The organism is Arthrobacter sp. KUASC02, assembly GCF_059739395.1.
This window is the reverse complement of the sequence record NZ_AP046053.1, coordinates 1395383-1408009: the sequence shown is the minus strand read 5'-3', so window position 1 is coordinate 1408009 and position 12627 is coordinate 1395383. Positions and strand designations below refer to the sequence as shown.

At 67.5% G+C, this 12627-nt stretch carries 11 protein-coding genes; 4 read left to right on the top strand and 7 right to left on the bottom strand.

Annotated features, from left to right (window positions below; translation table 11 throughout):
• Positions 1 to 42 precede the first annotated feature (42 nt).
• The 5 genes from AC6JAC_RS06415 to AC6JAC_RS06395 all read right to left on the bottom strand — a co-directional run bounded on the left by AC6JAC_RS06415 (position 43) and on the right by AC6JAC_RS06395 (position 5910).
• Positions 43 to 1437: an MFS transporter gene (locus AC6JAC_RS06415; protein WP_028269658.1), complete on the bottom strand. Its 1395-nt coding sequence runs from the start codon at positions 1435 to 1437 to the stop codon at positions 43 to 45.
• On the bottom strand, positions 1434 to 1967 hold the full coding sequence (locus AC6JAC_RS06410; protein ID WP_347899725.1) for a winged helix-turn-helix transcriptional regulator: 534 nt from the start codon (positions 1965 to 1967) through the stop codon (positions 1434 to 1436). Before AC6JAC_RS06410 ends, AC6JAC_RS06415 begins: the two co-directional genes overlap by 4 nt.
• Positions 1968 to 2000: 33 nt before the next feature.
• Positions 2001 to 3278 carry a glycosyltransferase 87 family protein gene (locus tag AC6JAC_RS06405; RefSeq protein ID WP_028269660.1) on the bottom strand — a complete coding sequence of 426 codons (1278 nt, stop codon included), beginning with the start codon at positions 3276 to 3278 and terminating at the stop codon, positions 2001 to 2003.
• A 6-nt stretch (positions 3279 to 3284) separates the two neighbouring features.
• Positions 3285 to 4457: a cystathionine gamma-synthase gene (locus AC6JAC_RS06400; RefSeq protein ID WP_497963990.1), complete on the bottom strand. Its 1173-nt coding sequence runs from the start codon at positions 4455 to 4457 to the stop codon at positions 3285 to 3287.
• Positions 4458 to 4524: 67 nt separating this feature from the next.
• Positions 4525 to 5910, bottom strand: a complete 1386-nt coding sequence (locus AC6JAC_RS06395; RefSeq protein WP_028269662.1) for a cystathionine beta-synthase — start codon at positions 5908 to 5910, stop codon at positions 4525 to 4527.
• A gap of 133 nt (positions 5911 to 6043) precedes the next feature.
• Here AC6JAC_RS06395 and AC6JAC_RS06390 point away from each other — a divergent pair, with 133 nt between their 5' ends.
• A complete protein-coding gene (locus AC6JAC_RS06390; RefSeq protein ID WP_497963988.1) occupies positions 6044 to 7231 on the top strand; it encodes an ArsB/NhaD family transporter in 1188 nt (395 codons plus the stop codon).
• A 42-nt stretch (positions 7232 to 7273) separates the two neighbouring features.
• Here AC6JAC_RS06390 and AC6JAC_RS06385 read toward each other — a convergent pair whose 3' ends face one another.
• Positions 7274 to 7705, bottom strand: a complete 432-nt coding sequence (locus AC6JAC_RS06385; protein ID WP_347899742.1) for a VOC family protein — start codon at positions 7703 to 7705, stop codon at positions 7274 to 7276.
• A gap of 234 nt (positions 7706 to 7939) precedes the next feature.
• Between AC6JAC_RS06385 and AC6JAC_RS06380 the strand changes: the two genes are divergently transcribed.
• From AC6JAC_RS06380 to AC6JAC_RS06370, 3 genes are all read left to right on the top strand, one after another.
• Entirely contained in the window at positions 7940 to 8920 is a 981-nt protein-coding gene (locus tag AC6JAC_RS06380; protein ID WP_497963986.1) for a DNA-3-methyladenine glycosylase family protein, read from the top strand.
• Positions 8921 to 9087: 167 nt separating this feature from the next.
• On the top strand, positions 9088 to 10056 hold the full coding sequence (locus AC6JAC_RS06375) for an ATP-binding cassette domain-containing protein (protein WP_497966773.1): 969 nt from the start codon (positions 9088 to 9090) through the stop codon (positions 10054 to 10056).
• Entirely contained in the window at positions 10056 to 10862 is an 807-nt protein-coding gene (locus AC6JAC_RS06370; protein ID WP_497963984.1) for an ABC transporter permease, read from the top strand. Before AC6JAC_RS06375 ends, AC6JAC_RS06370 begins: the two co-directional genes overlap by 1 nt.
• A 3-nt stretch (positions 10863 to 10865) precedes the next feature.
• On the opposite strand, the gene AC6JAC_RS06365 is transcribed toward AC6JAC_RS06370, so the two are convergent.
• Positions 10866 to 12542 (bottom strand): AMP-binding protein, encoded by a 1677-nt coding sequence (locus AC6JAC_RS06365; RefSeq protein WP_028269668.1) that lies wholly within the window; start codon positions 12540 to 12542, stop codon positions 10866 to 10868.
• Positions 12543 to 12627: the final 85 nt, after the last annotated feature.

The following is a 12627-nucleotide window of genomic DNA, read 5'->3' as shown; positions in this document are numbered from 1 at the left end:
ACCGCACTCAGTGCTCAGTGTTCAGCACTCAGTGCGCAGCGGTCAGTGCTCCGCAGCCCTGGCCTCCACCAGGACCGGTTCCCGCGCTCCGGCGTCCTTGCGGATGGTGGCGCTGATGACGGCGGCAATGGTGCACATGGCGGCAGCGCCGAACCAGGCGTAGGTGTACTGGCCGGTGGCGTCACGGATGGCGCCGGCGGCCAGTGCGGCGGCGGCCGCGCCGAGCTGGTGGGCGGCGAACACCCAGCCGAACACCACACTGCCGTCGGCGCCAAAGACCTGGCGGCAGATGGCGGCGGTGGGCGGAACGGTGGCCACCCAGTCCAGTCCGTAGATCACCACGAACACGATCATGCTGGGCTGGACCGTGGCGCTCAGCAGCAGCGGCAGCACCAGCAGTCCGATGCCGCGGAACTGGTAGTACACCGCCAGCAGGATCCGCGGGTTGAAGCGGTCTGTCAGCCAGCCGGAGGCGATGGTGCCCACGATGTCGAAGATGCCGACGACGGCGAGCAGGCCCGCCGCGGTGGTCTCCGCCATGCCGTGATCGTGCGCGGACGGGATGAAGTGGGTGCCGATAAGCCCGTTGGTGGTGGCACCGCAGATCGCGAAGCCGGCCACCAGTGCCCAGAATGTCCGGACCTTGCTGGCGCGTTTGAGCACCTGGAGTGCGCGGATTGCCGCGTTCCCGGCGGGGGCTGCGGCTTCCCCCGGCACAGTTGAACCAGTCTCGGGTGAACCAGTCGCGGTTGACCCCGCCGCCGGTTCCGTGCCCTGTTCCGGGGCGGCGTCGGCGCCGTAGGGCAGCACACCGGCGTCGGCGGGTGAGTTCTTGAGGAATTTGAGCACCAGCGGCACCACCGCGAGGGCGCCGGCGGCGATGAGCAGTGATGCCTGCCGCCAGCCGGGATCCTGCGCGAGCATGGCGATGAAGGGCAGGAAGACCAGCTGCCCCGCGGCGCTGCCGGCCGTCAGGATGCCGATCACCAGGCCGCGGCTCTTGCTGAACCAGGTGTTGGCGATCGTGGCGGCGAAGACCAGGGCCATGGACCCTGTGCCCAGTCCGATCAGCAGCCCCCAGGTCAGCAGGATCTGCCACGACTGGTTCACCAGCACGGTCAACGCACTGCCGGCGCCGATCAGCACCAATGCCACAGAGGTCACGGCGCGGATGCCGAACCGTTCCATGAGCGCGGCGGCGAACGGCGCGGTGAGGCCGAACAGCACCAGGTTGATGCTGACGGCCGCGGAAAGCACCGTGGTGGACCAGCCGAATTCGTTCTGCAGCGGCACCATCAGGACGCCGGGGGCCGCCCGGAAGCCGGCGGCGCCCACCAGTGCGAGGAACGCAACAGCGGCCACAATCCACGCCGGGTGCAGCTTGCGGCGTGTCCGTTTGCCGGGTGCGGGCTGCAGGGCTGTCTCGGGGGCGTTCATGCTGCGGGTCCGTTCTGTGAAAGTGCGTCGCGGGCGGGAGGCGGGGCGGCGGTGGCAAGGCGGACCGGCTCCGGCGTTCGGGTGAGGCTGTGCCAGCTGGTGTTTTCGGCCGTGAGCCGTTCGCCGCAGGCCGTGCAGCTGTCCGCGGAGGTGGTGCGCTGCCCGCACCTTGTGTGGATGACAAACATATGAGCCTGTTCGGACGGCGCCGGGAGGTGTTTTTCGGCCCAGATCACGACGGCGTTGAGCACCGGCAGGGCGTCCTCACCCTTCTCGGTGAGCACGTATTCCTGCCTGGTGCGGCCGCCGTCGTCGTACGGTTTGCGCTCCAGCAGCCCGGCGTCCACCAGGCCCGCGAGGCGTTTGGTGAGCACGGAGTCGGCCACCATCAGCCGATTCTTCATGGCGTCGAAGCGGCCGTTGCCGAAGAAGACCTCGCGGAGCACCAGCATGCTCCAGGGGTCGCCAAGGATATCCAGGCCGCGCGCCATGGCGCAGGTGCGCTGGGACCAGTCAGAACGGAGTGCCATGCAGGCAACCGTAGCTGACTTTCTTGAAGAAAGCTAGGGTCGAGGGCGGAGCGCGGCCCTCGAGGGCCGGTATGCGAGCGCCCAGTAGGCAAGCATCGCGATGCCGCACACTACGCCCAGGCTGGACACGGTGAGTTGCCACTGCGTCTGCGGGTCCTTGCCCCATTCGGCGGCGCCGGCCCAGACGGCCAGGTTCTTTGGCGTCATGTAGAAGGCGATGGTGGAAAAAACCACGATGACCCAGCCGGCGGTGCGCATCCTGCCGTTTCGTGAGGGCACGCGGTGCATCGCGAAAGCCATGCTGGGCAGTGCAACAGCAACCCAGACCCAGTGGTGCGACCAGGAGACCGGGCTGATCAAGAGCATCAGGACGGCGGTGGCGGACACTGCAATGAAGTTCTCGTCAGCGTCCACGGCCCATTTGATGACCAGGCCGGCGAGAACCACCAGCGCCAGCGAGAGGCCCAGCCACACCAGGCTGGTCAGTGTCGAATCCGGCATGCCGATGTGCAGCAGCAGCCCCTTGACGGACAGGTTGTCCACGTATCCCGGACCGCCGATCCGCCCGGTGTCCGGCAGGATCTTGGTCCAGAAGGTGAGCGACGCATTCGGCAGCACCGCCCAGGACAGCGCAATGGACCCGAAGAAGCCGGCGGCCATCCAGCCCAGCGCCTTGAAATCGCGGCGGACCAGGAAGTACAGGCCGAACGCCAGCGGGGTGAGCTTCACGCCGGCGGCCAGACCGATCAGCAGTCCTGCGGGCCAGCGGATTTCGCCCGCACGGGATTTCCCGTACAACGCGAAATCAGCCAGGATCACGCCCATCAGGATGATGTTGATCTGGCCGAAGACAAACGTGTCCCGCCACGGGCCCAGGAGCAGGATGGCCCCGGTTCCCACCAGGGCGGTGGTCCTGAAACGGTAGTCCGCGAAGGCCGCCCGCCATGTCCTCATGCCGAAGTAGTGCCGGGCCAGCCAGCCGGCCACCACCGCGGCGCCGGCCAGGGCGGCACCGATGAAGAGCATGCTGCTGGCGCCAAAGTCCATGGTGGCCAGGGCGGCAAAGAGCAGCGCGGCGAAAGGCGGGTACGTAAACGGCAGCCCGTCCCGCGGTGCGTAGAGCTCGTTGACGCCGCCTTCGCCCGTTTCCAAAACGCGGCCGCCGCCGTAGTAGTAGACCTCGAAGTCGTTCATGAACGGCTTGTAATCCGTGTACAGGAACCATACGGCGATGGCCAGGGTCAGGGCGCCCGCCGCCGTCGCGAGCCAGCCGCGGGTGGTGGGCGATACGGCCCGAAGCGAGATGGTCACCGGCTGCTAGCTGCCCGTCCCGATGAAGGTGAAGGCGTGCTCCAGGTCCGCGATGAGGTCTTCCACGTCCTCGATGCCGCAGGAGAGCCGGATCAGGTTGACCGGAACAGCCAGCTCGGTGCCCTTGACGGAGGCGTGTGTCATTTCGGAGGGGTAGTTCATGAGCGATTCGATGCCGCCGAGGGATTCGGCCAGGGTAAACACCGAGGTGTTCTCCGCGACTGTGCGGGCCGCGGCTTCGCCGCCCTTGAACTGCACGGAGATCATGCCGCCGAACTTCTTCATCTGCTTCTTCGCGAGCTCGTGGCCGGGGTGCGAGGGCAGGCCCGGGTAGAGCACAGCCTCCACTTCAGGACGCTCCAGCAGCCATTCGGCCACTGCCTGGGCGTTGTCGCTGTGCCGGTCCATCCGGACACCGAGGGTCTTGAGCCCGCGGGTGGTGAGGAAGGCGTCCATCGGGCCGGACACCGCACCAACGGCGAACTGGACGAAGCCGATCTTCTCGGCGAGCGTGGCGTCGTTGACGACGATCGCACCGCCGACGACGTCGGAGTGGCCGCCGATGTATTTGGTGGTGGAGTGCACCACGATGTCGGCGCCGAGCGCCAGCGGGGTCTGCAGGTAGGGGGAAGCGAAGGTGTTGTCCACCACCAGGAGGGCACCGGCGTCGTGCGCCAGCTTGGCCAGGGCAGCGATGTCGGTGATCTTCATCATCGGGTTGGACGGAGTCTCCACCCAGACGAGGCGGGTTTTGTTGGCCGCGACGGCTTTCCCGACGGCGTCGAGGTCCGCCATGTCCACGGGCGTGTTGCCGATGCCCCATTCGCCCAGCACGCGGCTGATCAGGCGGTAGGTTCCGCCGTAGGCGTCGTTGCCCAGCACAATGTGGTCCCCGGGCCGGGTGAGGGCACGGATGAGGGAGTCCTCCGCGGCCAGGCCGGAGCTGAAGGAGTACGCGTGCGAGCCGCCTTCCAGCGCGGCCAGCTGCTCCTGCAGGGCGTCGCGGGTGGGGTTTCCGCCGCGGCCGTATTCGTAGCCGTCACGAAGCCCGCCGATCCCGTCCTGGGCATACGTGGAGCTGAAGTGCAGCGGCGGCACAACGGCGCCGGTCCGCGGCTCGAAGGCCTGGCCGGCGTGGACGGCGCGGGTGTTGAAACCTTGGTTTTCAGAAACAGACATTGAAGGTCCTTTCATACGGTGTTGGGGCTAGTCGACTTCCGGTTTCGACAGGCCCAAGCACCGGAAATTAGTTGCTGAGGTAGGCGAGCAGGTCGTGGCGGGTCAGGATGCCCACGGGGGCGCCGACGAAGGTGACCATCACGGTGTCGACGTCGGAGAGCAGTTCGCGGGCGGCGGAGATGGTCTCCAGGGACCCGATCACGGGCAGGCGCTCCCCCATGTGTTCGGAGATCTTGTCGGTCAGCTTCGCCTCGCCGCGGAACAGCTTGGAGGTCAGGCTCCGCTCGTCCACGGCGCCCAGCACTTCGCCCATGACCACCGGCGGCTCCTGGGACAGGACCGGGATGTGGGAGACGCCGAACTCGTTCATGATGTTGATGACGTCGCGGACGGTTTCGTTCGGGTGGATGTGCACCAGCGCCGGAAGTTCACCGGTCTTCGACTTGAGCACCTCGCCGACGGAGGCCTCCTCGCCGCCGGACAGGAAGCCGTAGGACCGCATCCACTGGTCGTTGAAGATCTTGGCGAGGTATCCGCGGCCCGAGTCGGGCAGGATCACAACTACCACGGCGTCCTCGGGCAGGTCCTTGGCCACCTGGAGGGCGGCCACTACGGCCATGCCTGAGGAACCGCCCACCAGCAGGCCTTCTTCGCGGGCCAGCCTGCGGGTCATCTCGAAGGACTCTGCGTCGCTGACGGCAATCACGGCGTCCGGGACGGCCTTGTCGTAGTTCGCCGGCCACATGTCCTCACCGACGCCCTCCACGAAGTAGGGGCGTCCGGTCCCGCCGGAGTAAACCGATCCTTCGGGGTCGGCACCGATGATCCGGACGCGTCCGCCGTCTGCCTCGGCACGGTTGGCGGAAACCTCCTTCAGGTAGCGGCCGGTTCCGGTAATGGTGCCGCCGGTCCCGGCGCCGATCACGCAGTGCGTGACCCGGCCGTCGGTGTCGCGCCAGATTTCGGGACCGGTGGTCTCGTAGTGGCTGCCGGGCGCGGCGGGGTTGGAGAACTGGTCCGGCTTGTAGGCGCCGGGGATTTCGGTCACGAGGCGGTCCGAAACGCCGTAGTAGCTCTGCGGGCTGTCCGGGGCGACGGCGGTGGGCGTCACCACTACTTCGGCGCCGTAGGCCTGCAGGACGGCGCGTTTGTCCTCGCCCACCTTGTCCGGCACCACGAAGACGCACCGGTACCCCTTCTGCTGGGCCACAAGGGCGAGCCCGACGCCGGTGTTCCCCGAGGTGGGTTCAACGATGGTGCCGCCAGGGAGAAGCTTTCCGTCCCGTTCGGCCTCCTCGATCATCTTCGCCGCGATGCGGTCCTTGATGGATCCGCCCGGGTTCAGGTATTCGACCTTCGCCAGGACGGTGGCTTTGATGCCGTCGGTGACGTGGTTGAGCTTGACGAGCGGCGTGTTGCCGATGAGGTCCAGGACGGACTGGGCGTACTTCATAGGTACAAAGTTACCGTCTCGGGACCGCTGCACCCGTTTTGGCTCCCGGCCGCACCCCTGAGCGGCGGGTGCGCAGGAGCGCGCCTGAGCGGCGGTGCACGCGCTCGGCAGGCGAGGGTGGGACGATGGGGCAGTGCATCGGTTTGCGTGGCTGACAAAAATCAAGAGTTACCTCCTGCCGGGAGCCACGCTCGCGGCAGGCATGGCCGCCCTTGCCGTGGGTGCCCTCCCGGAGCCTGCCTTCGCTGAACTGGCGGACCGCACCGTTCCCATCCTGTCCTTCGTGCTGGCAATGTCACTCGTCACCGAACTCCTGGACGAGGCCGGTCTGTTCCGGGTGGTGACGGACCGTCTGGCTGCCCTGGGCCGCGGCCGCGTTTTCATCCTGTGGCTCCTGGTTATTGCGGTGGCCACTGTCTCCACGGTGTTCCTGTCCCTGGACACCACGGCGGTGCTGGTGACTCCGGTGGTGGTGCTCCTGGCTGTCCACGCCCGGATTCCGCCCCTGCCGTTCGCCCTGACCAGCATCTGGCTGGCCAACACGGCCTCCCTGCTGCTTCCGGTGTCCAACCTGACCAATCTGCTGGCCCAGGACAGGCTCGGACTCAGCCCCCTGGGATTCGCCGGCCTTGTCTGGGCGCCTGCCGTGGTGGGACTGCTGGTTCCCCTCGCCCTGTTGTGGCTGGCATTCCGCAAGGACCTGCGCGGAAGGTACGGGCCGCAGCCGGTCCACCGTGTCCGGGACCGCGGCCTGCTGCTGTCCGCTGCTGCCACGGTGCTGGTGCTGCTGCCCGCACTGGTGTCCGGAGTGCCGGTGCAGTACCCCGCCATGGCGGCCGCGGCCTTCCTCCTGGCAGTCTTCCTGCGGCGACGCCCTTCCGCGCTGCGGTGGTCAATGGTTCCGTGGCGTCCGCTGATGCTGACGGTGGGCCTGTTCATGCTCGTGGAGGCACTCCACGCCAATGGCCTGACAGAACTCCTGGCGGGGGCGGCCGGATCGGGCGACAGCCTGCCCGCTCTCCTGCAGCTGGCCGGACTGGGCGCGGGTGCCGCCAACGCGGCGAACAACCTCCCCGCCTACCTGGCCCTGGAACCGGTGGCGGGATCGCCTGTGCGGCTCGCCGCCCTGCTCATCGGCGTAAACCTCGGCCCGCTGGTCAGTCCGTGGGCGTCCCTGGCGACGTTGCTCTGGCACGAGCGGCTCCGGGCGCTGAACGTCCGGATCAAATGGGGTGGATTCGCGCTCGCAGGCCTGGTAGCCGTGGCGCTGACGGTTCCCTTGGCTGTCGTGGCGCTGTGGACGGTCTCAGGCATGCACTGAGGGCATGCCAGACGGGCATGCCCCACGGGATGCGCTGAGGCGCTACGCTCCGATGTCGTTCGCTGCGGCGTCGGAGCTGCCGGCAGGATTGGAACCGGGTTCGGCGTTCTGCCACAGGCCCACGATGTTGCCTTCGCTGTCTTTGAAATACGCGTTCCATCCCATGCCCGGAACCTCCATTTTGCCCCGGTGGACCGCACCGCCCAGGGCCGCGATCTTCTCCAGCGCCGCGTCAATGTCCTCGACGTCAACAGTGACAACCGGGGCGGTCAGGTCCCCGCGCCTGAACAGCCCGCCGTTGATGGACCCGGGAACAGCGGGCCTGCCCGTTTCGTCCATCGGCGTTGTCGTCGCAAGGCTGTATTCCATTTCGGGCATGACCTGAAATTCCCATCCGAAAGCGGATGTGTAGAAGTCCCGTGCGCGGTTTTCGTCGTCCGCGGGGATCTCGAAGTGCACCACTCCTCCGGCCACTGTTCTCACCTGGTATTCCACAGTCCGGCCCCACAGGGCCAGGCGCGGGCGGTCCGCGCCACAACTGGAGTCTAGGCCCGGGCACACCTGCCGGGCAGGGCCGTTTGGCCTTGCCCGTTTCCGGCACTGCTGATTCCGGCACTGCTGTTTTCCGGCACTGCTGTTTTCCGGCGCTGCTGTTTTCCGGCGCTGCTGATTTCTGGCGCTGTCAGCCCCGCGTGGGACGATTGTTCAATGACCATCGCAGACGTCCCCGCCGGCCTGGCCGTCGCGGCGGACGCCTCGCTGCGGTGGCATCCCGGCGGCCCCTTCAGCCTGCTGCAGTCCCTCGGAACACTGATGCGCGGCAACGGTGATCCGGCTTTTGCCTCGGGGCCGGACGGGCTCTGGATGGCGTTCACGACGGCGGGGGGCCCGGTGTCCCTGCGTCTGTCCACTTCCGGGGACCCCCGCGAACCGGCAGTCGACGTTCAGGCCTGGGGCCCGGGTTCCGAGGAGGCCGTGGCCGCCGCGCCGCGGCTGCTGGGCAGCGGGGACGACTGGTCCGCTTTTGACCACCCGGAGTTCCATGCCACGCTCCCCCGGATGGTGGTGGAGGCCCGACGCCGGAACCTGGGGCTGCGGCTCCCGGCCACCGGCCGGATGATTGACTCGCTGGTGCCCACCATTCTTGAGCAGAAGGTCACGGTCATCGAAGCGCGGCGGGGTTACCGCTACCTGGTGTACCGCTTCGGCACCGCGGCGCCGGGCGCGGGCACGGCCGCACCCGCAGGGCTTCGGCTTCAGCCCACCCCGGAGCAGTGGCTGCGGGTCCCGTCATGGGAGTGGCACAAGGCCGGTGTGGGACCGCAGCGTTCGGCAACGGTCATGCGGGCGCTGCGTTCCGCCGTCGCCCTTGAACGCCTGGCGAAGGTGCCCGCTGCGGAAGCGTCGGCCAGGATGCAGACCATTCCGGGCATCGGCATCTGGACCACGGCGGAGGTGGTCCAGAGAACCCACGGCTGCCCGGACTCCATCGCGGTGGGCGACTACCACCTCGCGGCCTACGTGGGAGCCGCGCTGACCGGGCGGAGGACTGATGACGCCGGGATGCTGCAGCTGCTGGCGCCGTGGCAGGGACACCGTCAGCGGGTGGTGCGAATGATCGGGCTCAGCGGCTTCCGGAAACCCACGTTCGGCCCCCGCATGACCATCCAGGACCACCGCCAGCACTAGACCCACAGACCGCGAACCACAGAGGCACGGACTACGGCGGCGCGAACCACAGGCCGCGGACGGGCACTTGCGGCCCGCTCCTGTGGACGCCCCCGCCGGACGGGTATAGCGTGGCGCCATGGCGTCCGGCAGCCGGAACGCCGGTGACCCGCAGCCTGGAGCACACCGTGATTCACACCCGGAAACTCACCAAGAACTTCACGGTCAAGAAGGAAACCATCGAGGCCGTCAAGGGCGTCGACATCGACGTCGCCCCGGGCGAACTCGTGGCCTTCCTTGGCCCCAACGGCGCGGGCAAGTCCACCACCCTGCGGATGCTGACCACGCTGCTCCGGCCCACCTCGGGCACGGCGGCTGTAGCCGGCGTCGACGTAACGGCAGACCCGGCCGGGGTGCGGGCCCGGATCGGCTATATCGGCCAGGGCAACGGCGGCGGCCACAGTTTCCGGGTGATTGACGAACTGGTCATGCAGGGCCGCTTCTACGGGATGAACACCACCGATGCCGCGGCCCGCGCCCGGGAACTCCTGACGTCCCTGGACCTGGCCGACCTCGCCAAACGCACGGTCATCAAGCTCTCCGGCGGGCAGCGGCGCCGGATGGACGTGGCCCTGGGCCTCATGCACTCACCGCACCTGCTGTTCCTCGACGAACCCTCCACCGGCATGGACCCGCAGAACAGGGCCAACCTGTGGGAACACATCATGCGGCTGCGCGCCGAGCACGGGACCACCGTCGTCCTCACCACGCACTACATGGACGAGGCCGATTCGATGTCCGAGCGGGTCATCGTCATCGACCACGGCCGGATCATCGCCGACGACACCGCAGCCCGCCTCAAGGCCAACCTGGCCGGGGACCTGCTGGCCGTGGAGGTGGCGGCCGGGGCAGCGGCAGGCGTCCGCGGGCTGCTGGGGCGCGCCGCCGCCGGCGGTGACGTCCAGGAAAACACGCACGACGGCGTGGTCAGCTTCCGTCTCCGGCTCACCGAAGGCGCCCGGCTGGCGCCCGCCTTGCTGAAGGAAATGGACGACGCCGGCGCTCCCGCCCAGTCCCTGGAGCTCAAACCGCCCACCCTGGACGACGTGTTCCTCGAGCTGACCGGCCGGAACCTCAGGGAAGGAGCAAACCGCTGATGACCGCGCAGCCAGTTCCGGAGGTCCTGAAGAAGCCGGGCCTCGGCCGGGTCCTGCATGACACGAAGTACGTGTTCTGGCGTGAGATGCTGCTGCCGCTGCGCGACCCCTTCTCGCTGGTCTTCTCGCTGCTTCAGCCCCTCGTCTTCCTGGGACTGTTCGGCCCGCTGCTCGGCTCCGCCGTGGGCGCGCCGGCGTTCGGCGGACAGTCCACGCTGCAGTGGTTCCTGCCCGGCGTGGTGGTGATGATTGCCCTCTTCGGGACGTCCATGACCGGCTCCAACCTGCAGTACGAACTGATGACGGGCTCGTACGAGCGGATCCTCGCCACGCCGCTGTCCCGGTCATCCCTGATGATCGGGCGGGCCCTGAAGGAATGGGCGCCGCTCGTGGTGCAGGGCTTACTCATAGCCCTCGTCTGCATCCCGTTCGGCTTCGTGTTCCATCCGCTGCACGTGTTGTTCGGGCTCGTTGTCCTGTGCATCTTCGGCATCGGGCTTGGCGCACTGTCCTACTCGCTGGCCCTGGTCTCGCAGAACAAGGAGTGGATCTTCTGGGGCGTGCAGCAAACGCTGCTGTTCCCGCTCATGATCCTTTCCGGCATCATGCTGCCCATCGAAGCCGGCCCGGGCTGGATGAAGGTGGCCAGCCAGTTCAATCCGCTCACCTACCTGGTCAACGCCGAGCGGGAGCTGTTCGCGGGCAACGTCGGCGCGGACACGCTCCTGGGACTCATCGCCGCGGCGGTGACTGCCGCCGTCGGACTTGTGGTGGGAGTCCGTGCGATCAACCGCAACATCAGCTAGGGGTCACAGTCCCAGCCGGGCCACGGCCTCCTGCCGCATCTCCACCTTCCGGATCTTTCCGGAAACGGTCATCGGGAAGCTGTCGCGGACCTCCACGTAGCGCGGGATCTTGTAGTGGGCCAGCCTCCCCCGGCAGAACTCGGCGACGGCGGGTACGTCCAGCGGCTCCGCGCCGGGCTTGAGGATGATGCAGGCCATGAGTTCCTCACCGTACTTGGCGTCGGGGACGCCGATCACCTGGACGTCCTGGATCGAGGGGTGGGTGTACAGGAATTCCTCGATCTCGCGCGGGTAGATGTTCTCGCCGCCACGGATCACCATGTCCTTGATCCGGCCCTCGATCACCACATACCCGTCCTCGTCCATGCGGGCCAGGTCGCCGGTGTGCATCCAGCCGTCCGCGTCAATGGCCTCGGCGGTCTTGTCCGGCTGGTTCCAGTACCCCTTCATCACCGCGTAGCCGCGGGTGCACAGCTCGCCGATCTGCCCGCGCTCCAGCACGCTGCCCGTCACCGGGTCAACTACCTGGCTCTCGAGCTGCGGCATGGTCCGGCCGACGGTCTCCGTGCGCTGCTGCATGGTGTCACCGGCCCGGGTCATGGTGGACACCGGGGACGTTTCCGTCATGCCGTAGCAGATGGCCACATCCGTCATGTTCATCTCCGTGATGACCCGGTTCATCACCTCGATGGGACACGGGGACCCGGCCATGACGCCGGTGCGGAGCGTGGACAGGTCGTACGAGGCGAAGTCCGGCAGCGCGAGTTCGCCGATGAACATGGTGGGCACGCCGTACAGGGACGTCCCGCCGAAGTCCTGGACCGCTTCCAGCGCCGCCGCCGGAGTGAAAGAGCGTCCCGGAATGATGGTGGCCGCGCCGTGGCTTAGGGCGTTGAGGTTCCCGATCACCATCCCGAAGCAGTGGTAGAAGGGCACCGGAATCACCACCCGGTCATGCTCCGTGTATCCCAGCAGCTCACCGATGGAATACCCGTTGTTCAGGATGTTGCGGTGTGTCAGCGTTGCGCCCTTGGGGAACCCGGTGGTGCCCGAGGTGTACTGCAGGTTGATGGGGTCGTCCGGGTCCAGCCCCGCCAGGCGGGCCTTCAGGACGGAATGCCCGACGTCGTCTGCCCGCTTGAGCAGCTCGGCATACGTCATTTCCGCCTCAGTTTCAGGATCCCCCGCCTGCAGCTGAGGCTGGCCGCCGTCCGGCAGGAAGACAAGTTCCTTCAGTTCCGGGCATTCGGCGAGGGCCTGCCGGGCCATCCCGGTGTAGTCGCTGCTCCGGTCCGACGGTGCCGCCACCAGCATCCTCATGCCGTTCTGCCTGACCACGAACTCCAGTTCATGGCTCCGGTACGCCGGGTTCACGTTGACGAGGATCGCGCCGATCTTGGCCGTGGCGTACTGCAGGATGGTCCATTCCGCGCAGTTGGGACTCCAGATGCCGATCCGCTCCCCCGCCGCGACGCCCCGGGCGAGCAGCGCGCGGGCCAGCCTGTCGACGTCGTCGTTCAGTTTGGTGTAACTCCACCGGCGGGCATCGGCGCCGGGGACGGGAGCCGCCTCAATCAGGGCGTCGTGGAACGGAAAGCTGGCCACGATCCGCTCGAAGTTCTGGCCGATGGTCTCGTCAAGCAGCGGGACGTCAGTGTCCCCGGCTGTATAAGCGCGCATGCTGGCACGCTACCAACAGACCACCGGTAAAAGAAGCGTAAGGGACGCGAAAAACTAGGAAGCCCTACAAAATATTTCGGGACGG